At 71.8% G+C, this 26,716-nt stretch carries 17 protein-coding genes; 7 read left to right on the top strand and 10 right to left on the bottom strand.

Features of this window, described 5'->3' with window-relative positions; translation table 11 throughout:
- Positions 1-164 precede the first annotated feature (164 nt).
- From ACSC1Q_RS40655 to ACSC1Q_RS40665, 3 genes are all read left to right on the top strand, one after another.
- The gene (locus ACSC1Q_RS40655) at positions 165-1,322 is read left to right on the top strand and encodes an ATP-grasp domain-containing protein (protein WP_436764076.1); all 1,158 of its coding nucleotides are present in this window, start codon (positions 165-167) and stop codon (positions 1,320-1,322) included.
- Positions 1,323-1,477: 155 nt separating this feature from the next.
- Complete coding sequence (locus ACSC1Q_RS40660) at positions 1,478-3,328, top strand: IucA/IucC family protein (RefSeq protein ID WP_436764077.1); 1,851 nt, start codon at positions 1,478-1,480, stop codon at positions 3,326-3,328.
- Positions 3,325-5,028, top strand: coding sequence for an IucA/IucC family protein (locus tag ACSC1Q_RS40665; RefSeq protein ID WP_436764078.1), 1,704 nt, complete (start codon positions 3,325-3,327; stop codon positions 5,026-5,028). The genes ACSC1Q_RS40660 and ACSC1Q_RS40665 overlap by 4 nt, the downstream gene beginning before the upstream one ends.
- A 122-nt stretch (positions 5,029-5,150) precedes the next feature.
- On the opposite strand, the gene ACSC1Q_RS40670 is transcribed toward ACSC1Q_RS40665, so the two are convergent.
- Entirely contained in the window at positions 5,151-8,387 is a 3,237-nt protein-coding gene (locus tag ACSC1Q_RS40670; RefSeq protein ID WP_436764079.1) for a penicillin acylase family protein, read from the bottom strand.
- Positions 8,388-8,488: 101 nt separating this feature from the next.
- Positions 8,489-8,908: an ATP-binding protein gene (locus tag ACSC1Q_RS40675; RefSeq protein ID WP_436764080.1), complete on the bottom strand. Its 420-nt coding sequence runs from the start codon at positions 8,906-8,908 to the stop codon at positions 8,489-8,491.
- A 94-nt stretch (positions 8,909-9,002) separates the two neighbouring features.
- On the opposite strand from ACSC1Q_RS40675, the gene ACSC1Q_RS40680 reads away from it, so the two are divergent.
- The gene (locus ACSC1Q_RS40680) at positions 9,003-9,863 is read left to right on the top strand and encodes a phosphotransferase (RefSeq protein ID WP_436764081.1); all 861 of its coding nucleotides are present in this window, start codon (positions 9,003-9,005) and stop codon (positions 9,861-9,863) included.
- 70 nt (positions 9,864-9,933) lie between these two features.
- Here ACSC1Q_RS40680 and ACSC1Q_RS40685 read toward each other — a convergent pair whose 3' ends face one another.
- Positions 9,934-10,563 carry a pyridoxamine 5'-phosphate oxidase family protein gene (locus tag ACSC1Q_RS40685; RefSeq protein WP_436764082.1) on the bottom strand — a complete coding sequence of 210 codons (630 nt, stop codon included), beginning with the start codon at positions 10,561-10,563 and terminating at the stop codon, positions 9,934-9,936.
- Positions 10,564-10,821: 258 nt separating this feature from the next.
- On the opposite strand from ACSC1Q_RS40685, the gene ACSC1Q_RS40690 reads away from it, so the two are divergent.
- Entirely contained in the window at positions 10,822-11,625 is an 804-nt protein-coding gene (locus tag ACSC1Q_RS40690) for an SAM-dependent methyltransferase (RefSeq protein WP_436764083.1), read from the top strand.
- A gap of 254 nt (positions 11,626-11,879) precedes the next feature.
- Here the strand turns inward: ACSC1Q_RS40690 and ACSC1Q_RS40695 are convergent, their stop codons facing one another.
- Complete coding sequence (locus ACSC1Q_RS40695) at positions 11,880-13,049, bottom strand: trans-sulfuration enzyme family protein (RefSeq protein ID WP_436764084.1); 1,170 nt, start codon at positions 13,047-13,049, stop codon at positions 11,880-11,882.
- Between the two features lie 83 nt (positions 13,050-13,132).
- Between ACSC1Q_RS40695 and ACSC1Q_RS40700 the strand changes: the two genes are divergently transcribed.
- Positions 13,133-14,128 carry a LacI family DNA-binding transcriptional regulator gene (locus ACSC1Q_RS40700; protein ID WP_436764085.1) on the top strand — a complete coding sequence of 332 codons (996 nt, stop codon included), beginning with the start codon at positions 13,133-13,135 and terminating at the stop codon, positions 14,126-14,128.
- Between the two features lie 202 nt (positions 14,129-14,330).
- Here ACSC1Q_RS40700 and ACSC1Q_RS40705 read toward each other — a convergent pair whose 3' ends face one another.
- From ACSC1Q_RS40705 to ACSC1Q_RS40720, 4 genes are all read right to left on the bottom strand, one after another.
- Positions 14,331-15,125 carry an SAM-dependent methyltransferase gene (locus ACSC1Q_RS40705; RefSeq protein WP_436764086.1) on the bottom strand — a complete coding sequence of 265 codons (795 nt, stop codon included), beginning with the start codon at positions 15,123-15,125 and terminating at the stop codon, positions 14,331-14,333.
- A gap of 239 nt (positions 15,126-15,364) precedes the next feature.
- Positions 15,365-16,558, bottom strand: a complete 1,194-nt coding sequence (locus ACSC1Q_RS40710) for a cytochrome P450 (RefSeq protein ID WP_436764087.1) — start codon at positions 16,556-16,558, stop codon at positions 15,365-15,367.
- A gap of 32 nt (positions 16,559-16,590) precedes the next feature.
- Complete coding sequence (locus ACSC1Q_RS40715; protein WP_436764088.1) at positions 16,591-17,298, bottom strand: TetR/AcrR family transcriptional regulator; 708 nt, start codon at positions 17,296-17,298, stop codon at positions 16,591-16,593.
- Positions 17,299-17,483: 185 nt separating this feature from the next.
- Entirely contained in the window at positions 17,484-18,479 is a 996-nt protein-coding gene (locus tag ACSC1Q_RS40720; RefSeq protein WP_436764089.1) for an EamA family transporter, read from the bottom strand.
- Between the two features lie 91 nt (positions 18,480-18,570).
- Between ACSC1Q_RS40720 and ACSC1Q_RS40725 the strand changes: the two genes are divergently transcribed.
- The gene (locus ACSC1Q_RS40725) at positions 18,571-19,053 is read left to right on the top strand and encodes an Lrp/AsnC family transcriptional regulator (RefSeq protein ID WP_436764090.1); all 483 of its coding nucleotides are present in this window, start codon (positions 18,571-18,573) and stop codon (positions 19,051-19,053) included.
- 27 nt (positions 19,054-19,080) lie between these two features.
- On the opposite strand, the gene ACSC1Q_RS40730 is transcribed toward ACSC1Q_RS40725, so the two are convergent.
- Entirely contained in the window at positions 19,081-22,911 is a 3,831-nt protein-coding gene (locus tag ACSC1Q_RS40730; protein WP_436764091.1) for an ATP-dependent helicase, read from the bottom strand.
- 210 nt (positions 22,912-23,121) lie between these two features.
- Complete coding sequence (locus ACSC1Q_RS40735) at positions 23,122-26,331, bottom strand: ATP-dependent helicase (RefSeq protein ID WP_436764092.1); 3,210 nt, start codon at positions 26,329-26,331, stop codon at positions 23,122-23,124.
- Positions 26,332-26,716: the final 385 nt, after the last annotated feature.

Here is a 26,716-nt window from a genome sequence, read left to right on the forward strand (position 1 = left end):
GGTGCCGTAACAGGAGATCAGGCTGGGATGGAGATGAGAAGACTCTCATCATCGGACGACACGGACATGTACTGTCAATAGGCCGATCACCTCCGCGTGCTGATCAGCCTCAGGCTAGGATCACCGAGTTAGGTTAGCCTTGCCTGATATCGGGGGTCCCTGCATTGCGGCTGTACCTCACCGCGCTCAAACCGACCGACTCGGTCAGCGACGGCTTCCTCCCCGCGGCACGCGCGCTCGGCTGTGAGGTCACGATCCTCACCGACCGCCCCGAACGGTACCGCGACTCAGGGGCGGAGGTGCTCCGCTGCGACGTACGCGACGCGCGGGCCGTGATCGACACCGTCGCGCACCATCGCGTCCCTGACGCGATCTTCTCCAACTCCGACCACATCCAGGCGGAGACCGCGCTCGCCGCCGCCTACTTCGGCCTCCCCGGCAAGGACTGGCGAGCCTGCGTCGACACCAAGAACAAGGCGCTCACCCGGCGGCGACTGGCCGCCGCCGGGGTCGAGACCGTCCGTTCCGCGCGGCTGGCACCGGCCGACCCGCCGCCCGCCGACATGCCGTTCCCCGCGGTCGTGAAGCCGCGCGAGGGCGTGGCCAGCGAGGACGTGGTGCTGGTCCGCGACGCGGGCGAGCTCGCGAAGGCCGTCGCGGCCATCCGGGACAGGCGGCCGGGAGAGACGCTGGTCGTGGAGGAGTATCTCGACGGGCCGCTGCACACGATGGAGACGCTCGGCGACGGCGAGCGGATCAGGGTGCTCGGCGGTTTCCGCACCACCCTCGGGCCGCTGCCGCACTTCGTGGAGGAACGGCTCGACTGGGAGCCGCCTCCCGGCCGCGACCACGTGCTGCGGGCGCTGGAGGCGTTGCGGGTGGGGTTCGGGGCCTGCCACACCGAGTACGTGATGACTCCGGCCGGGCCGCGGATCGTCGAGGTCAACTACCGGGTGATCGGCGACCACTGCGACTTCCTTCTGGCGAGCATGCTGGACGCGCCCCTGTTCGAACTCGTGCTCAAGGCGCACCTCGGCGCGGAACCGGGACTCCCCGGCCGGGCGGAGGGACACGCGACCGCGCTGAGCCTGGTCGCCGACCGTCCGGGGACCGTGGTGAGCTCTCCCGGGACGGTCGTTCCCGCGCCCGGCGATCCGGTCCGGATCTGGCACCGGCCGCTGCGCGCCGTTGGAGACCGGATCGACCTGAGCAACACCAACCGCGACTACATGGGCATCGTCCGCGCGATCGGCCCCGACCGGGCACGCGTGGACGCGGCCGTCGCGGCCTTCACCGCGGAGAACCCGTGGGTGATCGCGTGAGCCGGGAGTCCACGGGCGATCGTGTGGGCCGGGGATCCGCGAGTGGTCACGTGCGCCGGGGATCCACGGGAGACCGCGGGAGCCGGGGGGCCGCGAGTGGTCGTGCGATCGGCGGGGGTTCCGTGAGCGGGCGGGAACGATATCTCGCCACCCGGGTGCTTAACGCGCTCCTGCGCGAGGATTACGGCGGCCTGGCCGGGCGGGTGACCCGCAGCAAGGACGGTGTCGCGCTGGTCCTGCCCAGGGGCAGGCGGGTCCGGCTGACCCCCGGCTCGCTGTTCCAGGACTTCGTGGCGGCCCCGGAGGAGGCGCTCCGCCTGGAGGAGGTGCTGAGCGCCCTGCGGGAGATCTCCGCTCCCGCCGACGCCGCCGGGGTCGAGTCGTTCGTCACGGAGTGCCGCGAGGCGCTGCGCGCCCTCGATCTTCACGACGTCCACCGCGAGGAGGTGCTCGCCAGGCTGGACGCGACCATCACCACCGGGCGCCCAATCACCGGCCCCGCCATTCGCTCCGGTTTCACGCGTACACCGGACCACGAGAACGGGCGTACGGCGGAAAGCGGAAACGGAATCGGGCCCGCCGCGGGCGGCGGGAGCGGGCGGGCGGCGGGAAACGGGACCGCGCGCACAGCGGGCGGCGGGGGCGGACCCGCCTCGGGGAACGGGGCCGCCTCGGGGAACGGGACCGCGCGCGCAGCGGGTGGGGGCGGGCGTGACGGCATGTGGTACGAGACGCTGGCCGCGTTCGTCGATCATCCCGTCTACCCGACGGCCCGGTGCCGGATCGGCCTGTCCGACGAGGATCTGGTCGCGTACGCGCCGGAGTTCGCGCCCGCCTTCGAGCTGCGCTGGGCCGCGGTGCCACGGGAGCGGCTCACCGGGGTGGAGCTGCCGGGGGTGTCCGGGATGCCAGGGGTGCCCGGGTTCCCCGACGTCGGCCTGGCCGCGGGTCTCGCGGAGACCCACACGCTGTTCCCCGTGCACCCGCTGACGGTCCCCGCGGTCGAGGAGATCCCGTGGACGGTCGTGGCACCGCTGGCGCACCTGCGGGTGAGGCCCACCCTGTCGATGCGCACGGTCGAGATCGCCCCGGGCACGCACCTGAAGCTGCCGCTGACCACCAGCACCCTCGGGCTGCGCAACCGGAGGTCCCTCAAGCCGGACACGCTCGCCGACGGGGCGCGGGCCGAACTGCTCCTGCGGGCCATGCCCGACCCGGAGGTGCTCCTGGCCGACGAGCAGACGTACGGGCACGCCGGGCACGAGTACCTGGGCTGGCTCCTGCGCCGGCACCCGGCGGGGGAGGTCGTCCCGGTCGCGGCGCTGGCGGCACCGCTGCCGGGGGGCGGGCTGGTCGTGGAGGAGCTCGCCGAGAGGTGGTCCGGCGGGGACGCCGCCCGGCTGCTCGGCCGGTACCTGCGGGTGCTGTTCCGCTTCCACGTGCGGCTCTTCGTCAGGTACGGCACGGCGCTTGAGGCCCACCAGCAGAACCTCTCGCTGGTGTTCGGCGCGGAGGAGGCCACGAACGGGGACGCCACGGGTGGCGGTGGCGCGGGTGAGGATGCCGTGCGGCTGCTCGTCAAGGACAACGACGGCCTGCTGACCTCGCCCGACCGGCTGAGAGACGCGGGACTCGCGGTGCCCGCCTTCGCCGACGCGCGGATGTTCACCGACGACCCGCACGCGCTCGCCGACGTGTTCGTGACCATCACCCTGCACCTGGCCGCCGCGGCCGTGACGTTCGGCGCGCTGCCGCCGCCGACGGCCTTCGAGCTGGTCCGGGGCACGCTCGCCGAGGCGCTCGACGAGTACGGGGAGGATCCGATGGCCAGGCTGCTGCGGGCCAGGACCCTGGACGCCGCCCGGCTCGTCGGAAAATCGATGATCACCGCCGGAACCCTGGTGGACAAGGCACGCACCGGTGCGCGGGACGTGAACAAGTTCTACGGCACGAGCGGTCCGAACTATCTCCGCCACCCCTCTCAGATCACGCAAAGGACGACATGACGAGCCTCGCCCTCGACTCCCCCGCCGCCGTCGCCATCGCCCTCGCCGAGGATGCCTCCGTGTCGGCGCTGCTGCGCTGCTGCGTGAGGGAGATCGCGGGGCCTCGCGGGCAGGTCAGGCACGAGGAGCCGTACGTGCTGCTGCGCGTCGCGGGCACCCACCTGCGGGCGCGAGCGCACGGCGGGCTCGCGCTGCGCTTCGAAGGGCGGCCCGAGTGGCTGGAGAACGGCTCCTGGCAGCCGCTCTCGGCGAACCTGCTCGTCCGGCTGGTGGAGGCCGAGCTCGGCGACGGCGAGGGCAAGGGCGGGGGCGGGGGCAACGAGGAGTTCGCGAGTCAGGTGGCCGCGAGCAGGGACGCCCTGGCGACGCTGATCGCGGCCCGGCGGGAGGTCCCGCCGCCCGCCGACCCGTGGCTGGCCTCGGAGCAGGCGCTGGTCTTCGGGCACCCGTTCCATCCCAGCCCGAAGGCGCGCGGCGGTGAGGGCTGGCTGCGCTACGCGCCCGAGGCGCACGCGAGTTTCCCGCTGCGGCTGCTCGGGGTGCGGGACGACGTACTGGCCGAGGCGGGTGACACCGGCGTGCTCGACGAGCTCGGCCAGGCGCCGTCCGGTTACTCGCTGCTGCCCGCGCACCCGTGGCAGCTGGAACTGCTCGCGGCGGACCTGGCCGCGCCGCTGGCCGACGGCCGCCTGATCGACCTGGGCGAAAGCTCCCGTCCGGCGGTTCCCACGTCGTCGGTCCGCACGGTCTACGAGCCGCTGATCGACCGGTGCCTGAAGTTCAGCCTGGACGTGCGGATCACCAACTGCGTGCGGAAGAACTCCTGGTACGAGCTGGCGGGTGCGGTCGAGCTGAGCCGTCGCCTCGAACCGGTGTTCCTCGACCTGGCGGCGGCCTTCCCCGGCACCCGCTGGCTGCCCGAACCGGGCTACCGGTCCGCGGAGCTGGGAACCCGGCTGCTGGAGGGGCTCAGTGTGATCGTCCGGATGGGCCCGTGGTCGGTCTGCAGGCCGGGGGTGACCCCCCTGCTGAGCGGCGCGCTCGCCGCCGGGCGGCAGGGGGCCGGAGCGGTGCCGGGTGGCATACCGGGCCTGACGAATCCGGCACCGGGCGACATACCGGGAATGGCCGGATGGCCGGTGACCGATCCGTCGCCGGGAGGGGCCGGGTGGCCGGTGGCCGATCCGGCGCGCTGGTGGCGGGCGTACGTGGAACGCGTGGCGCCGCCGGTGCTCGACGCCTACCTCGGCCACGGCGTGGTGCTCGAACCCCACCTGCAGAACGTCCTGATCGGCGTGGACTCGGAAGGGCTGCCCGTGGAGGCCGTCTTCCGCGACCTGGAGGGCACGAAGCTCGTCGCCGGGCGGCACGACCTGTCCGGGCTGCCCGGCCGGGTCGCCGAGGCGCTCACCTACGACGCGGCCTCCGGCTGGAACCGGGTGGTCTACTGCCTGATGGTCAACCACCTCGCCGAGATAGCCGCCTCCCTGGCGGGGAACGGGTCCACGCGGGAGCTGTGGGCGGTGGCCGGGGAGGTCCTGACGGAGTACGCGGCGTCGCGCGGGTGGCCCCGGCCGCTCTCGGAGCTGCTGTCGGGAGAGCCACTCCCGGCCAAGGCCAACCTGTCGGTCCGGTGGGCGCGCTCGGCGGACCGCTCGGCGGGGTACGTGGCGGTCGCCAACCCGCTGGCCACGGCCTGAGCGTGAGCGACGGCTCCCGACCTGGCAGCGGCTTCTGACCTGACGGCGAGAGACGGCGGTGATGGTCACCGCCGTCTCCCTACGTCAGATACGTCAGATACTTCAAATACGTCAGAGGTTCGTCACCGGGGATAGACCTCCAGTTCGTAGAGGGAGTAGCCGTATGACGTCCCGCGCGTGACACCCTGCATGCGGACGTAGCGGGCGGTGGTCGGGGCGAACCTCACGTTGTCCACCCCGCCGTTCCCGGTGGTGGTGGAGTAGACGGTGGTCCAGGTGGAGCCGTCGGTCGAGGTCTGGATCGAGTACGCGGCCCCGTAGGCCGCCTCCCAGCGCAGCAGTGCCCTGGCCACGGTGGTGGGCGCCCCGAGGTCGACCTGGAGATACTGGTTGTCGCTGGACGAGCTCCCCCACCGGGTGGTCGGGTCGCCGTCGACGGCCCTGCTCGCCGGGTAGAAGAGCTGGGTGCTCGACGCCCTGGCGCTCTTCCCCTCCGCCACGTTGGCGATCGCGTCGCCCCGGTGGGCGGGGAACGACAGGACCTGCTGGTAGGTCGGCCGGTTCTGCCAGGAGATCAGCGAGTGCGTGATCCCGCCGAGCGGCGACTGCTCGACGGCGTCGGAGCACCACTGGTCGCCCGCCGAGCACACGTCGTCCGCCGGGTAGGTCGTGGTCGCGGGCTCGGCGAGCGCCGCCGCCAGGCTCTCCAGCAGGACGGTACGGCAGCCGGCCACCGTGCCGTTCCCGCAGTACTTGGCGGGCAGCGGCCCGGAGACCGGGTCGCCGAGGACGCTCCTGACGTCCTTGCTCACGTAGCCCCACCAGCCGTACTGGAACGCCGACCCCTTGTGCGCCTGGGCCTCGTTCGCGGAGGTGGGCAGGGTGGACAGGTCGCCCTGCTGGTGGCCGGAGGGTGACTCGTTGATCTGGATGGCGTTGACCACCGACTGGTAGAGGCCGTCACCCAGCCCCGGCCTGAACTGCGCGCGGACGAGCTTGGGCCACCACGAGTCGAACGCGCGGATCGCCTCGGCGTGGGCGTACGCCTTGCTGCCCGGCGCGGTCTCCAGCCTCCGGGAGCCCGACGACGTCCAGGCCGACAGCTTGGAGACCGCCGAGGCGAGGGCCGGGTCGGTCACCGCCGCGCTGTTGATCACCCTGAGCAGGTCGGGCAGGACCTTCCTGCCGCGCAGGTCGGTCACCGCGGCATCGGCAACGATCTTCGTGGTGCCCGCCCGGTCGAGCTTGCCGCTTCCCGACAGGGCCGCCTTGATCGGTGCGTCCAGCAGGTCGACGCGGTGCACGGGGCCGAAGCTGAAGTTGCCGTCCGCGGCGCCGTAGTCCTTGGCCTGCTTGTTGTTCCAGCTGACGAAGTAGTCCTGGTTGACCGCCTGCGGGTGGGTGGCGGGAGCGGTGTAGGCCGCGGTGTTGGCGGCCGGGTCGTAGCCCGCCCACTCGTGCGCCGCGTCGGCCGTCATCGGCAGGTTCGGGTCGGACACCGCGGACCTGACCGGGGTGTTGCCCGACATGAAGTACGCCGAGTCCCTGGAGTTGACGTAGAACCAGTTGAACGCGAAGCCGATGGTGGAGGCCGAGTTGGTGAACGCCGCCGGGTCGCCCATCGCCGCCGGGTCGTTGAACATCTGGAAGCCGATCGCCGAGTCGACCTCGTGGTGGTACGTCGACCGCAGCGTGGCGAAGGCGGTGGGCTGCCCGCCGACGGTGCCGCGCCAGCTCACCAGGCCGTACTTCGTGCGCTGGATGACGAGATCGTAGGAGCCGACCGCGGTGGGGTCGGCGACGGTGGGCTTCCACCTGTTGGTCTTCCGCAGTGTCTCCATCTCCGTGCAGACGCCCCGGTACAGGTAGTGGTTGGACGCGGTGGTGACCGGGCCGCCGCCGGGCGCGCAGAGCTGGAGGGCGTACGTGTCGGTGATGTCCTGGCCGCTGGAGGTCGCGCTCCAGGCGTAGTCGGTGCCCCGGCCGAGCAGCACGTAGAGGTTGAGCCCGGCGAAGGCGGCGCCGCGCGCCCGGATGCCGGGTCCGGAGAGCTCCTGCAGCATGAGCAGCTGGGGGGCGAAGTAGCCCGTCTGCGGGCCGAACACCGCGACCGGGTTCCCGGTTGACGACTTGGCCGCCGACACCACCACGGCGTTGGACATGCCGGGCTTGGAGTTGTCGACGAGCAGCCCGTCGAGAACGCCCTTCTGCGCGGTGGCCGATACCGAGGAAGTGGCGGAGCCGGTCTCGTTCGCGGTGATGTCGACGGGCGCCGTCGACGGGTCGGGTAGGACGACCCCGGTGGCCCCGGCGGGCGCGTTGCCGAACGGGAAGCTCTGGCCGTTGTGCAGGGTGAGCGTCGTCTCCGGGTCGTTCTGCGCCCGGAACGCCGACCAGACCTGGTCGCCGACCGCGGTGCCGTACTTGGCGCGGGCCGCGACCCGCACCAGCGCGGACTGCATCTCCGCGCCGCCACCGCCGCCGAACAGGCCGCCGATCACGCCGGAGATCGACACCAGGTCGGTCATGGTGAAGTCCACCGGGCCGCCCGCGTTGGTGATCGCGTCGAGGTGCCCGGTCAGGACGTACTCGCCGGGGCAGTTGCGGTCCGCCATGCAGCGGTCGATGTAGGCGTTGACACCGGCGATGTAGTTCTGCACGTCGGTGTAGAGCTGGGCGCCCCGGGGGCCGGAGTCCCTGACCCTGTTGATCTGCGCCTGGAGGTCCGCCTCGGTGTAGGGGGAGTTGCGCCACGCGCTCTGCTCCAGCGCCCGGTTGCCCGGCGCGCCTCCGGCGAACGGGGTCAGCTCGCCACGGCCCACGTGCCGCATCAGGTCCATCACCCACAGGCGGTCCTGCGCGCCCGCGTACCCGGCGCCGAACATCGTGCCCTCGCGGGTGGTCCCGGTGATGTGCGGGGTACCGGTCGCCCTGTCGCGGACGATCGTCACGTCCGCTCGCGGGCTCGTGGTGCTCTCCACCTGTCCCGCGGGGACGCCGAACGAGGCGTCGTTGAAGAAGTCGGCGATCTGGTCGTTGGTCAGGCCGGTGTAGCCGGAGAGGAGGTTCGCGTACTTGCCGAGCTGGTCGTCGCTGTGCTTCGGCTTGGTGCCCAGCGTCTGGTGGGCGAGGATCCCGGCCAGGGTGGCGTTGCCGTTCTGCCCCGGGGGCAGGATGTCGGCGCACTCGCCGAGGCAGTAGTCGTCGGGAGGGAGAACGGCCGCGGCCGTGGTTCTGGAGGTGGTTTCGGCCACGGTTTCGGACGCGGTGGCTGATGCGGGCACGACGGGGGATGCCAGCGCGAGGACCAGCGACAACCCGGAGGCCGCCGTGATCACCCGCCGGAGACGTGCATGCATTGGGAGGGTCCCCTAAACATGAGTCTTACTCGGATGGTGAGAGGAACATACGTTCATCAATGGCCACTGTGATAATCGGCCGTACCGCATATGACTCGCTGTCAGAAGGACCGGTCGACCCTCTCGCGGAGCCGGGAACCCGGGGTCAGGTCCGCACAACCGACGGCGGCCCCGGGGCGGGAGACCTCCCACGCGGCCCACACCGTCTTGCCGTCTCCGTCAGCTTTGAGGGGAACGACACCCCACCGGTCGGCCAGCGCCTCGACGATCGCGAGCCCCCTGCCGTGGGAGGCGTCCTCCCCCAGACTGAGCTTGCGGGGTCGTTCGGAGCCGTGATCGGTCACCCGTACGCAGACGCCCCGGACCATGCTCCACAGCGGCAACCGGATCGGCTCCTCGCCGCACACCGTGGCGTTCGCCACCAGCTCACCGACCACCAGGACCACGTCGTCGACGAACCCGGGCGACAGGATCCGGCCAGTTGCAGCGGTAGCGGCACCGGCAAATGCAGCCAGTGTCACCAGGGATGCACCGACAGCAACAAGTAGCCCGTCAACGGAGCAGGGGCGGCGTACAGTGCGGCATGTGGCCGGACATGAATGGGGGGACCTCCCCGTGGAGGCCCGTGACGCGGCCGAGGTCGTTTGCGGGCCGATCGAGCGCACGACCTCGCTGCCGGGCGGTCTCACCGCCGGGCTCGCCGCGCGTCTGGACACGCCCGCCGGGCGAATGTTCGTCAAGGCGATACCCGAGGATTCGCCATCCATGCGGCTTTACCAACGTGAACGCCTTGTCGGCACCGTCATGCCCGAGAGCATGCCCGCTCCGCGCATGGTGTGGAGTGGGCACACTGCCGGATGGATCATGTTGATGTTCGAGTACGTCGACGTTCGGCGGACCGTTGACTTCACCCCGGGATCACCCGACCTGCCTGACGTGCTCGATGTCGTCCGCGCGCTGGGCGAGAGACTCACTCCCAACCCGGGCGCCGCTGTGCCATCCGTCGCCGACAACGTGGAGTTCCTGACACGCCGCGCCGACAGCCTGTTGGCGGATCCGCCCGCTGACCTGCGGAGCCTCCCTGCCTATCGCAGCGCTCGCGCCCGCCTGGACTGGGACGCGATCGCCGGGACCACACTGCTCCACGCCGACCTGCACGAGGACAACCTCCTCGTCGGCGTGGACGGCGTCCGGCTCATCGACTGGGGGCTGGCCTGTCAGGGCGCCGCATGGGTGGAGACCGCCCTGCTGATCCCTCGGTTCATTCTCTCCGGCCATACACCGGAGCAGGCCGAGCAGGCCGCCGGACAGGTGCCCGCGTGGAAGACAGCCCCCGAGGCCACGGTGACCGGACTGGCCGCGGTGTGGTCGCTGTTCCGGGAGTTCGTCTCCCGCAACGGCCCCGAGCGCATCCGCGCCTCGCGGGCGCGTGCAGCCGCGGCGGGCCGTGACTGGGTGGAGTACCGGATCGGCTGATCCCGGTGACCACGCGACGCTCTCATCCTCTGGCATCCTCTGGCACGGCGTTCACCACCGGCCCGCCCTGTCAGCCGTACATGCCCTCCGCGTAAGAAGGACCGTAGTAACGCTCCAGTTCCTCGATCGGGTCCTCCGGGCGTTCCAGTGCCTGGGCGATGCGCGCCCGCGAGGGCAGGGCGTCCGGGTTCCAGCTCTCCGGGCGCCAGAGTTCCGAGCGGAGGAACGCCTTGGCGCAGTGGTGGAAGATCTGCTCGATCTCGACCACGATCGCGAGTTGCGGACGGTGCCCCTTGACCACCATCCGGTCAAAGAAGGGGGCCTCGCGTACCAGGCGTGCCCTGCCGTTGACGCGGAGGGTGTCGCCGCGACCGGGAACGAAGTAGATCAGGCCGACGTGCGGGTTGCGCAGGATGTTGTGGAATCCGTCCGCCCTGCGGTTGCCGGGCCGTTCGGGGACCGCGATCGTCGAGTCGTCCAGGACCAGCGTGAATCCGGGCGGGTCACCCTTGGGTGAGACGTCGCAGCGGCCGTCGGTGTCCGAGGTCGCGACGAGGCAGAACGGCGAGGCGGCCAGCCAGGCCCGGTCCAGCTCGTGCAGGGTCCTCCGCTCCTTCGCGAGCACGGCCGGTTTGGGGGCGCCGAGCAGCTCCCGCAACTCCGCCTCGGAGCCGATCGATTCCCAGCCCTGGGTCTCCATGGTCCTCCCTTGCCCAAAAAGCATGGAAGGCCCATTTCATCATTGCTGTCCCGTACTTCGGAGGGACGATCAGGCAGCGGAGCGCTCGTCCCCGCGAGGGGCGCCGTACGCGACCGGTTCGGCGAACCCCCGTGCGCACATCTCGCCCCCTCCGCCGGGTGACGGCTCGCCGGGTCCGCCATCACGCATCTCGCTGCCAAAATGTGAAAGGTTCTCTAAGATCAAACCCAGACAAATGCTGGAGAGTCTGGAGAAACTGTGGATGATCAGGCTTCGCCGGCCGGGGTCGACCCGAACGTGCCCAATGTCGCTCGGATGTACGACTACTACCTGGACGGCAAGGACAACTTCGCCGCCGACCGGGCCGCGGCCGAGCAGATCCTGAAGCTCTTCCCCGACACCCGCGACTCCGCGAAGGAGAACCGGGCGTTCCTCGCACGTGCCGTACGCCATGTCGTCGAGTCGGGTGTCCGGCAGATCGTGGACCTGGGCTCCGGGCTGCCCACGCGGGGCAACACGCACGAGATCGCGCACGAGGTCGCGCCCGACACACGCGTGGTCTACGTGGACTACGACCCCGTCGTGTGCGCGCACAGCCGGGCGATCCTGGGGAAGGGCGAGAACGTCACCGTCGAGCAGGCCGACGTGCGCGACCCGGAGACGCTGCTGGCCCAGTTGCGCGAGCACGTCGACTTCGACCGGCCCGTGGCGTTCCTGCTGCTCGCCATCCTGCACTTCGTCCCGGACGAGAACCCCGACGGCGCGGGCGCGTACCAGATCATCCAGCGGCTGCGCGAGGTGAGCGCGCCGGGCAGTCACCTCGTTCTCAGCCACGCGATCGACGCCCGCCCCGACAGCACGCCGGAGGCGCTGGAGATCTACAAGCGGGCCACCGAGGCGCTGAGCCTGCGCACGCACGACGAGATCACCCGCTTCTTCGACGGCTACGAACTGGCCGAGCCCGGCCTGGTGTTCCCCCAGGACTGGCGTTCCACCGAGCCGCCCCTGTTCGGCGAGCGGGGCGCCCCGATCGGCTACGTCGGAGTGGGCCGAAAGCTCTGACCCGCTCTGACCTGCTCTGACCCACCCTGACCCGCGCGCCGAGGCGTCAGGCCCTCCACGATCCGGCATCCTCCGCGCCATGGAGGGCGGAGTCTCCCGGTCGCCGCGACCGCTCGCCGCGACCGTGGATCGGGCGTCACCGGTGAACCGGATCGCCTGCCGGGAGTCCTGGCGAGACCGAAACCACGGTCTCGCTTCTGACAACGCTGTCACCGCCCTGGGCGACGGGGATGCCACGGAGCCCCGGTGGTCCGTCAGGACTTCTCCAGGGCGTTCGCGAGATCGGCGATCAGTGCGGCGGGGTCCTCCAGGCCCACCGAGAGACGGACCAGTCCCACCGGGATCTCCATGGTCGCGCGCACGGAGTCCAGGGTGGTGAGCGCCGGGGCGTTCACCAGGCTCTCGTAGCCGCCCCACGAGACACCGATGCGGAAGTGCCGCAGCGCGTCCACGAACCGGCCCACCCCGGCGACGTCCTCGGTGTCCAGCTCGACGCTGAAGACACTGGAGAAGCCCGTCATCTGGGCGCTCGCGAGCTCGTGCCCGGGGTGGTCCGGCAGGCCCGGGTGGTTGACCGCCCGGACTGCGGGGTGCTCGGCCAGGAACTCCGCGACCCGCAGCCCGCGTTCCTGGTGTGCCGCCATCCGGATCGGCAGGGTCCGCAGCCCCTTGATCGCCTTGCTCGCCTCGTGGGCCGGCAGCACGGCGCCGTACAGCTGGTACTCGGTCAGCGCCAGCGGCCTGACCAGGCGCGCGGGGCCCGCCACGACGCCGCCGACGAGGTCGCTGTGGCCGCCGATGTACTTCGACAGCGAGTGCACGACCAGGTCGACCCCCATCGTGAGGGGTTTCTGGAAGATCGGCGTCGCCCAGGTGTTGTCCATCACGGTGGTCAGGCCGCGCTCGCGCGCCCACCCGGCGAAGGCGCGGATGTCGATGACCCCGTAGCGCATGTACGAGGGCGACTCCAGATAGAGCATCCGGCTGCTCGGCTTGACAGCGCTATCAAGGGCGGCAGGATCATCGGTGTGCACCGTCGTATGCGACACCCCGAACTTCTCCAGATAGCGGAGGAACTGGGTGGTCGGACCGTAGACCGCCCCGAGCACGATCACGTGGTCGCCCGCGGAGACCAGCGAGGAGATCGTCGCGGCGATGGCGCCCATGCCGGAGCCGAAACACTTGGCCCGCTCCGCCCGCTCCAGCGCGGCGAGCTTGCGCTGGAGCAGGTCCACCGTGGGGTTCGTGCCGCGCGAGTAGACGTAGTTCTCGTCCTCGGCCGCGAGGCTCCCGGACAGCGCCCCGGCCGTCGGGAAGGTGAACAGGGAGCTCTCGAAGACCGGCGGGTTGACCGCGCCGAGCGTCCAGGGCTCGTCCTCGCCGTACCGGCCGCAGATCCAGTCGTCGTCGACATGTTCGTACATGACTGCGCAAGGTACAACATGGTGCGGAAGATCAGCGCGACCAGTCCGGAAGAAGGATGGGGATGAGCCCTCGCAGGACCACGATGGCTGACGTCGCACGCCACGCGGGGGTCAGCCTCAAGACGGTCTCCCGGGTGGTGAACCAGGAGCCCCACGTACGGCCGGACGTGGTCCGGCGCGTCCAGGACGCGATCACGACGCTGGGTTTCCGGCGCAACGAGGCCGCCAGCCGGCTGGCCAGGGGCGGCTCCGTCCTCACCCTGGGCCTGGTGATCGAGAACATCTCCAACGAGTTCTACTCGCGGCTCGCCAAGGCCGTGGAGTCGGCCGCCTCGGCGCACGCGGCCCTGGTGGTGTTCGGCAGCTACGAGGAGCGGGCCGACCGCGAGGTCATGATCGTCGAGACGATGTACGGGCGGGGCGTGGACGCCATGGTCATCGTCCCGACCGCCGGTGACCACGCCTGGCTGGCGGAGTACGTCGCGAGCGGGCTCACCGCGGTCTTCGTCGACCGCGTGCCCGAGGGGATGCCGGAGACGGACGCCGTCCTCCTCGACGCCGGCGCGGGCGGCCGGATCGCCACCGAGCACCTGCTCGCGTACGGCCACCGGCGGATCGCCCTGATCTCCGACGACGACCCGCTGAGCTCGGTGCGCGCACGGGCCGAGGGGCACCGCGCGGCACTGGGCGCGGCCGGGGTCGCCGTGGACCCGGCGCTGTGCGTGACCGGCGTGTTCGAACCCTGGCGGGTCGAACAGGAGGTACGGCGGCTGCTCGCGCTGCCCGATCCGCCGACCGCCTTCTTCGCGACCAACAACCGCGCCGCGCTCGGCCTCGTCCAGGCCTTGCGCGACCACCCGGGCCCCCGCCCGGCCCTCGTCGGCTTCGACGACTTCGAGATGGCGGGGGTGTTCAACCCGGGGATCACCGTGGTCCGCTACGACGTCGGCCGTCTCGGCGGCGCGGCGGTGGAGCTCCTGCTCGCCCGGCTGCGGGATCCCGCGCGCCCGGGGCAGCGGGTGACCGTGCCGGTCGAGCTCGTCGTCCGCGGTTCGGGAGAGCTGCCGCCACGGGGGTGACGCCCGCGCGGGCACGGGGCGCGAGCGCGGGCACGGACGCGGGCACAGGCACGAGCGTGGGCACGGGCACGGGCACAGGCACGAGCGTGGGCACGGGCACGGGCACAGGCACGAGCGTGGGCGTGGGCACGGGCGCGGGACGTCTTCGTTCGCGCCGTGGCAGCGCGTGCCCGGCCGGTGCCCTCGGGGCGTACGAGACCGGTCAGGCCTTGCGGCCGACTCCGCCGAACGCGTCCACCTCGTCCGGCGCCCCCCACGTGCTGTGCTCGGGACGCCACCGCGAGACCGACACCACGCCGGGGTCCAGCACCTCCAGGCCCTCGAAGAACCAGGCGATCTGCTCGGGGGTCCGCAGCCGGTAGTCGTAGGTGCGGCCCTCCTCCACGAGCTGCTCGACCTCCTTGGCCGCGTCCGGGATCACCACGTTCGTACCGTCCTCGAACACCAGGTAACTCCCCGAGGGCAGCGCGTCCAGGAACCGGCGGACGAGGGCCCGTGCCTCGTCGTTGTCGTAGATGGTGCCCATCACCCCGAACAGCATCAACGCGATCGGCTCGCCGAAGTCGAGGGTTCCGGCCGCGGCACGCAGGATCGCCTCCGGATCGCGGGCGTCGGCCTCGATGTAGTCGCACCTCCCCTCGGGGCTGCTGGAGAGCAGCGCCTGGGCGTGCGTGAGCACCAGCGGGTCGTTGTCCACGTAGACGATGCGGCACGTCGGGTCCGCCCGCTGCGCGACGTCGTGGGTGTGGTCGAGGGTGGGAAGCCCGGTGCCGACGTCGAGGAACTGCCGGATCCCGGCCTCCTTCACGAGGAACCGGACGGCGCGGCCCTGGAAGGCGCGCGCCTGCCGCACGACGCTCTCCATCTGCGGATAGCTCTGCAGGATGTACTCCGCGGCGATCCTGTCGGCCTCGTAGTTGTTCTTGCCGCCGCCCAGGTAGTCCCACACCCTGGCCTGGTGCGGCACGTTGGGATTGATGCCAGAGATGTCGGTCATGTGGCGTTCTCTTCTGTTGTGATCAATTACTGCACAACATAAGGGGTTCGCCGGTATGGTGCGTCCGCTTCCCAGGATAGTTTCGTACCGAATTGCCCCTCAGAGTAACGGATGACCGCTCATTGGCCTGATACGGCGACGGTCGCCGTGAGGAACGGGAGCCCCTCACGACGACCGCACGCGTCCCTGTGGGCAGCGCAGGGCCCGTCAAGACCCGCTAAAGCCCGCTACAGGCTTTTTCAGGAACCGGAGGTGAGCAGCGGCAGCCGCCGTACCCCGGTCATGCTCGGGCTCGGGATGAACCTCGGCGGCTCGTCCGGGTCGGTGCGCAGGTGGGGGAAGCGGTCGAGCAGGATGTCGAGCGCGACCTTGCCCTCCAGGCGTGCCAGCGGCGCGCCGATGCAGAAGTGGATGCCCCTGCCGAAGCCGAGGTGGTGGTTGGGGGTCCGGGAGGGGTCGAACACGTCGGGGTCGGCGAACTCCCTCGGGTCGCGGTTGGCCGCCGCGACCCACACCATGAGCAGCTTGTCGGCGGGAATGTGCTGCCCGCCGAGCTCGACGTCGACGTTGGTGACCCGGCCGAGGGTCGCGAACGGGCTGAAGAAGCGCAGGGACTCCTCGATCACGGCGGGGATCGTCGACCGGTCCTCGCGGGTCCTGGCGAGCTGCTCGGGATGGGTGTCCAGGCACAGCACGGTGTTGCCCAGCAGCATGGTCGTGGTGATGTGCCCGGCCACGAGCAGGATGTTCGCGAAGTTCACCACCTCGGCCTGGGTGAGCCGCTCGCCGTCGACCTCCGCCTCGACGAGTTTGGTGAGCAGGTCGGCGCGCGGGTGGCGCCTGCGGTCGTCGGCGTGCTCGCCGATGTAGTCGGCGAGGTGCTTGAACTGCTCCATGGCGACCGTGATGCCGCGTTCCTGCTCCTCGCTCTGGTTGACGAGGGAGAACTGCTGGGTGTTCTCGAACATCCTGTCCACCCACTGCTTGAACAGGTGGCGGTCGCTGCCGGGCACCCCCAGGAGCTCCGCGATGACGATGACCGGCAGCGGGTAGGCGAGGTCGGTCACCAGCTCCAGGCGGTCGGGGTCGGCCACCTCGTCGAGCAGCTCGCGCGTCAGCTCGGCGATCCGCGGTTCGAGGTCCGCGACGACCTTCGGGGTGAACGCGTGGCTGACGAGCTTGCGCAGCTTGCCGTGCGCGGGCGGGTCCATCTGCGTCAGCATGCCCTCGCTGGTCATCTCCAGGCTGGGCAGCAGGCGGCCGGTGTCGGAGGAGAACGTCTTCGGGTCGCCGAGGATCCGCAACGCCTCGGAGTAGCCGAAGACGTTCCACATCCCGGTGGCGGCGTCGAAGCCCACCGGCTGGTCCGGGTGACGTCCGCGCAGCCAGAAGTGCCCCTCGTGCAGGCCCCATGTGTCGGCGATTGTGGTCATGGTCTGCCTTTCTCTTCGGGACGGGTCCGGGATCAGCCGGGCTCGTTCGTGCGTTCGTACGCGTAGATCCAGGTGCGGTAGGGCGGGATCAGGGCCTCGAAGACGTCGATGACCTCGGAGGCGGCCTTGGCCAGCTCCTCGGGGTCCGGCGGCTCCGGCGGCTCGAAGGCGTGCCTGACGATGAACGAGATCGACTCGGCCCTGGCACGCGTGTCCACCTCGACGCCCATCAGGTCCGCGGCGTCGTTGAGGTGGAACCCCATCATCATCGCGCTCAGCGTGTACGACAGGTTGGGCACGTCGTCGCGGAACAGGCCGTGCCGGATCATCAGGCCGTAGAACCGCTCGGAGGCGAGTAGCTCCTGGCTGTGCAGGAACGCGTCGGCGAACCTGTGCTGCCTCTGCTGCAGGTATGCCTCGGACAACGCCCGCAGCACCGACCGGTCGCCGACCATGAGGAAGGACTCCGACACGAAACGGTGCGGCAGCAGCATCGCCGGATCCCGGCGCAGCCCGTCGAGGAGCTCCTCGACGTACGAGATGGACTCGCGCAGGAGCACGGCCTCGAACAGCTGCTGCTTGGTGCGCCAGTGCAGGTAGACCGTGCCCTTGCCGATGCCCGCCCGCTGGGCGATGTCCTCGATCGTCACCTTCCGGTAGCCGAGGCGCACGAGCAGCTCGGCGGCCGCGTCGAGAATCCGGTCGGCGCGCCCGTCGGCCTGCCCTGTTCGTTCCCCCACCCTCGAACCTCTCGCCGTGACTTGATGACCAATTACGAAATCTGGTCAACAAGTCAGAGAGTAAACCTCCTTCCGGGCGTGGACAATCCTCGACTCGGGTGTCGTCGTCGGAATTCGGGATCTCGTCTCGTACGGGATCGGGCCACCGCCGGTACGGGCAGCGGGCCGTGGCGGGTCAGGGCGGGTCAGGGCGGGTCGTGCCGGAGCGGGTCCGGGAGACCTTCGTTCCCGGCGCCCCCGGCTCCACGGCTCGCGTCTCGCCTCACGCCCTCGGGAGACCCGGCCTTCTCCGGGGACCCGGTCTCGTCGGGGAACCCGGTCTCTTCGGGGAACCCGGTCTCCTCAGGGGACGCGGTCTCCTCGGAGGAGTCGGTTCGGCGCTCGCGGTGGAGGACGACCGCCAGCACGACGAGTGCGACCCCGGCGAGTTCGGCGGGCGTGGGGAACTGCCCGAGCACCGCGACGCCGATCACCGTGGCCGTGGCGGGAAGCAGCGCCACCAGCAGCGCGTACGTGGAGCGGGCCATGCGGGCCATGGCGAGCTGGTCGAAGACGTACGGGACCACCGACGAGCAGATCCCGACCCCGATCCCGGCGGCGAGCGCGACCGGGTCGGTCAGCGCGGGGGCGGCCTGCCGGAGGGCCATCGGCGTGACGAACACCGAGGCGACGAGCATGGCGGCGGCGAGCCCGTCGACGCCGCCGACGCCGCGCGGGGACCGGGCCGTGCGGTGGGCCAGCACGATGTACGCGGCGAACAGCGCCGCGTTGGCGAAGGCGAACACGAAACCCAGCGGTTCCCCGGCCAGCCGGACGTCGGCAAGCACGTGGACGCCGCCGACGGCCGCCACGAGCGCCGCGAGGTTGCGGACCGTACGGGCGCCGAGCGCGGCCAGCGCGATGACGGGCAGGAACTCGATGGCGGCGACGGTACCGAGCGGAAGACGGGCTATCGCGAGGTAGAAACAGACGTTCATGCCCGCGAGCACCGCGCCCCAGGCGACGATCGTGTACCGGCCCTCGGTGTCGAGGCGGGCGAGGACCCGCCAGGGCCGGCGCCAGAGCGCGAGGACGAGCGCGGCGCTCCAGATCCGCAGGCCCGCCACCCCGAGCGGCGCGAGCCTCGCGAACAGGAGCACGGCGAAGGCCGGGCCGAGATAGTGGAAGACGGCGCTCCCCATGAAATAGGACCACGGGGGCACCGCGGAGAGAAGGGCGCGAGGCCCCCTGAGCGGCATGGCCCCATCGTCGAGCAGCCCCTAATTTAGGAGAATGGCGAATCGAAGGGTCAGACCCGAGCGGACGTACGAACCCAGGGGAATCGACGCCCTCGACCTTCGTATTCTCACCGAGCTGCAGGTCGACGCCAGGGTGAGCTTCGCCGAGCTGGGCCGCCGGGTCGGCCTGTCGGCGCCCGCGGTGACCGACCGGGTGCGGCAGCTGGAGGAGTCAGGCGTGATCACCGGCTATCGCGCCGAGATCGACCCGCGGGCTGTGGGCTTCCCCGTCACGGTGATGGTCAGGATCCGCCCGGCGGTCCGCGAGCTGCAACGCGTCACCAAGATCGCCAAGGAGATCCCCCAGATCGTCGAGTGCTACCGGATGACGGGCGACGACTGCTTCTACTTCACGATGCACCTGCGGACGGTCGCGGAGCTCGAACCGATCCTCGACCTGTTCACCCCGTACGGCCACACGACCACGTCCCTCATCCACACCGCGCCCGTGCCGCGCCGCCCCCTGCCCCTGGGCTGATCCACGGCCCAAGAGCGGTGCACCGGATCAGCGGAGGGCCGGGACCGACTCGACGAGGGTGACGAGGCCGCGCTCGTCGAGGAGGTTGACGGGGCGGACCGTCTCGTTGAGCAGGACGTAGTGGAAGGCCGCGCTCACCCGGTCGAGAGGGACGGCGGCCAGGTGGGACCAGGCCAGCCGGTAGGCGGCGAGCTGGACGGAGGCGGCGGCCTCGGCCTTCTTGCCGTTGGGGCGGCGGCCGGTCTTCCAGTCGACGACCTCGTAGCGGTCGTCGGAGACCTGGAAGACCGCGTCCATCCGGCCGCGGACCACCCGGTCGGCGATCATGGTCTCGAAGGGGACCTCGACGTCGAAAGGTTCCCTGCCCGCCCACTCGCTCTCCTCGAAGCGGGCGCGCAGCTCGTCGAGGTGGGCGTCGGTCTCCTCGAAGTCGTCGGACGCGCCGGGCAGCTCGAACTCGTCCATCAGCCGCTGCTGGCCCCAGCGCCCCTCCAGCCAGCGGTGGAAGGAGGTGCCCCTGCGGGCCAGCGGGGCGGGCTTCTTGGGCACCGGGCGGCGGATCTGCCGGGCCAGCGCCTTGGCGTCGGAGGCGAGGGTGACGAGGGAGGACACGGTCAGGTGGGTGGGCAGCTCCACCCGGCCGCTGCCGCGCCGCCGGTTCAGCTCCCGCTCCCTGAGCAGGAGCTCGATGTCGCGCTCCCACGCCTTCGCCCGCTCCCGGTCCCATCCCCGCAGGTCGGCCACGGGAACCGGCCACCGCTCGGGCGACTCCCCGGCCTCGGCCTCGAACCCGGCCCAGGGCTCGGTTTCGGTTTCGGACCCGGACCCGGACCCGGACCCGGACCCGGCTTCGGGCTCGGTTCCGAGCTCGGATCCGGGCTCGGTCTCGGACTCGGGTTCCGCGAACGCCGCCCCCGCCCCGGACCCCCCGGCCTCCCCGGGCAGCGTCTCGGACACCGTCTCCGGCCCGGCCCCGGTCTCGGGCAGCGTCTCGGGCACCGCTCCCGGGCCGGCCCCGGCCGGTTCGTTCCGCCGGGTGGGCACGGCTCCGGACGCCCCGGGAAAAGCACCCGCTTCCTGCGTATCGGCCGGAAAAGTCACGTCCTCGTCCTCCAGGTCCGCCGGGAAGGACTCGTCCCACGGGTCACCGGGGAAAGGCGCACTCTCGTCGTCCGGGAAGGGCACGTCCGCCTCGTCGGGTTCCTCCGTGGCCCCGGGGAACTCGGGGAAGGGGACATCCTCATACACGGACCCGCCCCCGGTCGCGGGAGCGGGAGCGGGAGCCGCGCCGCCCCCCGCCAGGGCGGCCAGGGCCGCCTCGACCATGGTGGCGCCGTCGAGGACCGCCGCGTAGCGGACGTCCTCCGGGGCGATCGGCCAGACCGACTCGGCGGGCTCGGCGAGGAGCGGGTTGGTCGCCCCCTCCTCCACCTCCGGGGCCCAGAAGGCCACCCGGCCGCAGGTCTCGCGAATCTCCACCAGGAAGTCGGACGGCTCCAGCGGCTTGGCCGCGGTCCCCCAGCGGTAGCCGGAGGCGATCAGGAGGTAGTGGGCGCGGGTGACGGCGACGTACGCCAGGCGGCGCTCCTCCAGCAGGTCGCGGTCGCGGCAGCGCTCGTCGAAGTCGGCGAGCTCCTCCTTGGTAAGCCCGGCCAGCTCCGGCAGGTCCGAGGCGTCGCCGCGCAGCGGGTAGGGCAGCTTGCGGGGGTTCTCCGTCCACTTCGGGCTGGTCGTTGCGCGGGCGGGGAACATCGTGCCGACGGTGAGCGTCCCGGCCTTGGACAGCGCCTGGGACAGGCCGGGCACCACGACGACCGGCCACTCCAGGCCCTTGGAGGCGTGCACGGTCATCAGCTTCACGCTGTTGCTCTCGCCCACCCGCCCGGCGTCCAGCCCGTTCTCCTCCTCGTCGGCCGCCTTCAGGAACGCGAGGAACGCGCCCAGCGTCGGGTCCTCGGAGTCCCCGGCGAACCGGGCCGCGGCGTCCAGGAAGGCGTCGAGGTCGGCGCGGGCGGCGAACGGGCCGACGGCGGTCCCCCTGGCCGCCACCTCGATGTCCAGGCCGAGCGTGCGCTCGATCTCCAGGATCAGGTCGGGCAGCGGCTGGCCGGTGTGGGCGCGCAGCACGCGCAGCTCCTGGGCCATCGCCACCAGACGCACCGCGGCCAGGGGAGAGAACAGGTCCTGCCACGCGGCGCGGTCGGGCAGCTCGTCGAGGGCGTCGACCAGGCTGCCGCGTTCCTCGGCCATGTCCGCCACGACCTGGTCCAGCGGGTCGGCCACCGGCGAGGAGCCCTCGCGGGTCTCCCGGTTCAGCTCGCGGGCCCGCTCGCCCAGCTCCTTGAGGTCGGCGGGGCCGATCCGCCAGCGGGGACCGGACAGCAGCCGCACCAGGGCGTCCCCGGCGCCCGGGTCGTAGACGACGCGCAGGGTGGAGACGATGTCGGCCACCTCGGGCACGGTGAGCAGGCCGCCCAGTCCGACGATCTCGACCGGGATGCCGCGCGCCTCCAGCGCCCTGCGCAGCGCGGGGAACTGCGAGCGCTTGCGCGCCAGGATCGCCACGTCGTGCGGCTGGAGACACTGCGGGCCGCCCCAGGCGCTCTGCTTGGCCCGCTTGCGCTCGCCCTCTCCCCAGGGCATGCCGTCGGGCGCGCTCTCCGCGCCCAGCACCCTGGCGATGCCCGAGGCGATCCACTCCGCCTCGTCGTCGGCGGTCTCGTGGAAGGCGCACACCACCCGGCCGCGGTCGACCCGGTTGCCGCCGGGCACCAGGACCGGCACCTCCCTCGCCTCCATCCGCAGCGGCAGCTGGAGCCGGGCGGCGACGTCGAGCACGGCGTCGCCGTTGCGGAAGCTGACCGACAGGCGGTTGATCGGGGCGAGCTCTCCTGACGCGGTCCTGAAGTCGCGGGGGAAGCGGGTCAGGTTGCCCGCGGAGGCGCCGCGCCAGCCGTAGATGGACTGGCAGGGGTCGCCCACGGCCGTCACCGGGTGACCACCGCCGAACAGGGCGCGCAGCAGGACGAGCTGGGCGTGGCTGGTGTCCTGGTACTCGTCCAGGAGGACCACGGCGAACCGCCCGCGCTCGATCTCGCCGACGTCGGCGTGCTTGGCGGCGATCCGGGCGGCGAGCGCCATCTGGTCGCCGTGGTCGACGACCTCCCTGCCGCGCTTGAGCCGGTCGTACGCCTCGACCAGCGGCAGCAGCTGCTCCCTCGCCCGCTGGACGACCAGCGGCCTGCGCTGGTCCTTGACGGGCGTGCCGGGCAGCCGGGCGTACCGCTGGGTGAGCCAGGTGCCGACGTCGCGCACGTCCCGCGGGGTGCGCAGGTGCTCGGCCAGCTCACCGGCCAGCTCAAGCACCGCCCGGGTGACGGTCGCCGGGCTCCACTCGACCTGCTCCATCGGCCCGTCGTACGCGCTGACCACCCGCCCCGCGAGCTGCCAGGAGACGGCAGGCGAGACCAGGCGCATGGTCGGCTCCAGCGCCTCGCGCAGGGCGTGGTCGGTGACCAGGCGGGCCGCGTAGGAGTGGTACGTCGAGATGGTCGGCTCGCCCTCCATCAGGTCGGCGGGCACCTGTTTGGTCTCGACCAGGCCGTTGAGCCGCTCGCGCACGCGGGCGGCGAGCTCTCCGGCGGCCTTCCTGGTGAAGGTGAGGCCGAGCACCTGCTCGGGGCGGACCAGGCCGTTGGCGACCAGCCAGACGACGCGCCCGGCCATGGTCTCGCTCTTGCCGGAACCGGCTCCGGCCATCACCACCATCGGTTCGAGACCGGCCTCGATCACGGCGGCCTGTTCGGGGGTCGGCGGCAGGATGCCCAGCTTGGCGGCGAGCTGGACCGGGCTCAGCACGTGGCGCCCCCGTGCCGGACCGCGCGGCGCGGACCCGGCCCCCCCGCGCACACGACACGACCTGGCACCGGGCTCAGGTTTCCCCTACGCACGACACAACCGCGCGCTGGACTCCGGCCCCCCGTACGCGCGACACGGCCGGGCGCGGGGCGCGGGCTCCCCGTACGCGTGACGCGGTTCAGCACGGGGTGTCCCCCGGGGTCGTGCGGCTCAGCACACCTGATCTCCGTTCTTGCTGACCGGGCAGCTCGCCCGCACGGCGCAGGTGCGGCAGCCGTCGTTCACCTTGGCCTGGAAGAACGGGCCCGACATGCCGATGGCGACGGTGTCGACCATGTCGCGGGCCCAGCCGGGATCGGAGTCGTCCGCCAGGGGAGGTTGTGTCTGCTCCTTGGCGGCCTTCTTGCCCGCCGCGTCTCCCACCTGGACCAGGGCCGCGCCGCCCGGCTCGGTCATGCCGTGCCGCTGGAAGGCGCCCAGCAGCGCGGCGAGCTGGTAGACGCCGAGCTGGGGGTGGCGTTCGAGATCGGCGTCCTTGGGACCGTTCTTGCCGGTCTTGATGTCGATGATCACGGCCCGGCCGTCGCCGTCGCGCTCGACCCGGTCGACCCTGCCCTTGATCTGCACGCCCTCGGAGACCATGGCCGTGAACGCCTCCTCCAGGCCGACCAGCTCCCGGGGGTTCTCCTCGTGCCAGCGGACGAACTTGGAGATCATCTCCTCGGCGACCCTGCGCTGCTTGCGGTTGTACCAGACGCCGCCGAAGTCGAGCTCGTGCCAGACGTCGTCCAGGCGCTTGCCGAGGGTCTCCTCGGTGGGCATGCCCGTCGCGGCGAGGACGGCGAGCGCGTGCACGACCGTGCCGAGGCCCCGGGCCACGTCGGTGCCGCCCGCGCCCACGGAGGTCTCCAGCAGCCAGCGCAGGCCGCACTTGCTGAAGCTCTCCACCGCCGAGGGCGAGACGCGCACGATGTCGTCGGGCCAGCTCAGCGGGCGGTCGTCGGAGATGGGGGTGAGGGCGTACCACTCGTTGGGGTGGGCGCCGGGCACCCCGGAGGCGGCGAGCCTGGCCAGGTGCTCGGCCGCGGACCTGCGCAGCGGCTCCGGCCTGGTGGAGTCGGCGACCGCCGAGCGCAGGTCGGCGACGAGCGCGGACATGCTGAGCCAGCGGGAACGCTCGTCGACGCCCGCGTCCTCTGCCGAGCCGGGGACGAGCTCGGTGAGGAAGCGGGAGGGCCGCTCCTCGGTGTCGTCGCCGCCCACGGCGGTGACGATGAGCCTCTTCCTCGCCCTGGTCGCGGCCACGTAGAACAGGCGGCGCTCCTCGGCCAGCAGCTGGGAGGCGAGTGCGGCGGAGACGGCCGCCGGGTTCTCGTGCTCGGAGCCCTCGGCCCTGGCGACCATGTCGTCGGTGCTCAGGATGGACCCGCGCAGCCGCAGGTCCGGCCAGGCACCCTCCTGGACCCCCGCGACGATCACCACGTCCCACTCCAGGCCCTTGGAGCGGTGCGCGGTGAGGATGCGGACCGTGTCGCCGTCGGGGGCACGGTCGGCGAGGGAGTCGCCGGGGATCTCCTGGGCGACCAGGTCCTCGACGAACACGTCCACCCCGGCGTGCGGGAGCCGGTCGACGAACCTGGCCGTGTGGTCGAACAGCGCCACGACGGCGTCGAGGTCGCGGTCGGCCATGGTGCCCCTGACGCCGCCCCTGAGGCTGACGTCGGTCCACTTCCTGGCCAGGCCGGTGGCCTGCCAGACGGCCCACAGCACGTCCTCGGCGGTGCCGCCCTGCCGTACGGCCTCGGTGGCGGCGGAGATGAGACCGGCGAGCCGCTCGGCGGGCTTCGCGACGTGCTCCTCCACCCTCACCAGCTCCCGCGCGTCCTTCAGCGCCGCGACCATCAGCTCGCCCGAGGACCGCGGGCCGGGGGTCTCGCGCTCGGCGACGCGGTCCACCGTCTCGGCCTCGTCGTGCTCGCCGTCCGCGCCGTCTGTGCCGTCTGTGCCGTCTGTGTCGTGCTCGCCGGGGTTGGCGAGTGCCTCGTGCTCGGCGATCCGCAGGGCGCGGCGCAGGCGGCGCACCCCGATCATGTCGGTGCCGCCGAGCGCCCCGGTCAGCAGCTCCTCCGCGACCCCCTCGTCGAGGGTCTCCGGGTGCAGCGCCACCTGGATGAGCCTGATCAGCGGCCGTACGCCCGGCTCCTGGAACAGCGGCACCTCGCCGCCGCCGACCACGACCGGCACCCCGGCGGTGACCAGGGCGCGGCGCAGCAGCGGCACCTGGCGCGTCGCCGACCGCACCAGCACGGCCATCCGCGACCAGGGGACGCCGTCCAGCAGGTGCGCCCTGCGGAGCGTGTCGGCCACGATCGCCGCCTCCTGGGTGGCGCCGTCGGCCACCAGCACCCGTACGTCGCCGGGCTCGGCGTCCGGCAGGGCGCGCAGGTCGCGGTGGGCGGCGCCGCCGGGGGTGGCGGGCAGCCGGGCGGTGACGCGGCGGGTGGCCCGCAGCAGGTCACGGCCGCTGCGGCGGCAGACGCGCAGCGCGACGACGGGCGCCTTCGCGCCTCCGGCGTCGCGGAACCGGTCGGGGAAGTTCATGATCCCTCGGACGTCGGCGCCACGGAAACCGTAGATCGACTGGTCGGGGTCGCCGACCGCGACCAGGTCGCGCCCCTCCCCCGCCAGCTGCTGCAGCAGGAACTCCTGCGCGGGGTCGGTGTCCTGGTACTCGTCGACGAAGACGGCGTCGTACGCCGACCGCTCGCGGGTCCGCACCTCGGGGTCTGAGAGCAGGGCCCCGGCCGCGCGGATCAGCTCCGCGTAGTCGAGGACCGGTTCGAGGTCGAGGTCGAACCTGGCCTGGTAGCGGTCGGCGAACGCCCCCGCGGCCGTCCAGTCCGGACGTCCGTGGCTGCGGCCCAGCTCCCTCAGCTCGGGGCCGTCGAGGCCGCGCTCGGCTGCGCGGGCCAGGAAGTCGCGGAGCTCCTGGGCGAAGCCGCGCGTCTTGAGCGCCTCGTGCATGTCGTCGGGCCAGTGCGCGGCGCCGTCCTCCAGCTCGCCGTGGAGCAGGCGGCGGATCTCCAGGAGCTGCTCGGGGCCGGTCAGCAGCCGTGGCGGCAGCCCTCCGGCGAGCACGGCCTCGCGGCGCAGCAGCGCGTAGGCGTAGCTGTGGAAGGTGAGGGCGAGGGGGGTGCGGGTGGTACGGCGCATCCGGGCGGTGATGCGCTCGCGCAGCTCCTCGGCGGCCTTGCGGCCGAAGGTGAGGACGAGCACCCGCTCGGGGTCGACGCCCCGGCGCTCGATCCTGTCGACGACGGTCTCGACGATCGTGGTGGTCTTGCCGGTGCCTGGCCCCGCGAGCACGAGGAGCGGGCCGCTCTCATGGGCCACCACCGCCCGCTGGTGCTCGTCGAGCACAGGGGCAACAGCTCTCCCCGCACCCTCACGACGTATCAGCCGCCAGTCCTGACCACTCACAACTCGCCATTCCACCAGATCCCGGACGATGATCGTGCCGAGTCGGCGGGTACGGCATGGCGGATTCTTCACCGGATACGGCGGGCGGGGGGTGGTTTCCGGAAGATCCGGTGACCGGGGCACCGCGCGGACCTGGGCGGGAGCCTTCGAAGGGAGAGGTCAGGGCGGATTCACGGGTGGGGCGGGTGTCGTGCGGGCCGTTCGCGGAATCGCCGGAAACCGGGCGGGGATCGCGGAATGACCGGAAAAGGCAGGTAACCGGTCGAGGGTCGCGAGACGGGCGGGTGACACGAGGAGCAAGGATCGCGGGACGGCCGGGAACGAG

The sequence above is a fragment of the Streptosporangium heterodermiicola genome (assembly GCF_051390675.1).
GTDB lineage: Bacteria > Actinomycetota > Actinomycetes > Streptosporangiales > Streptosporangiaceae > Streptosporangium.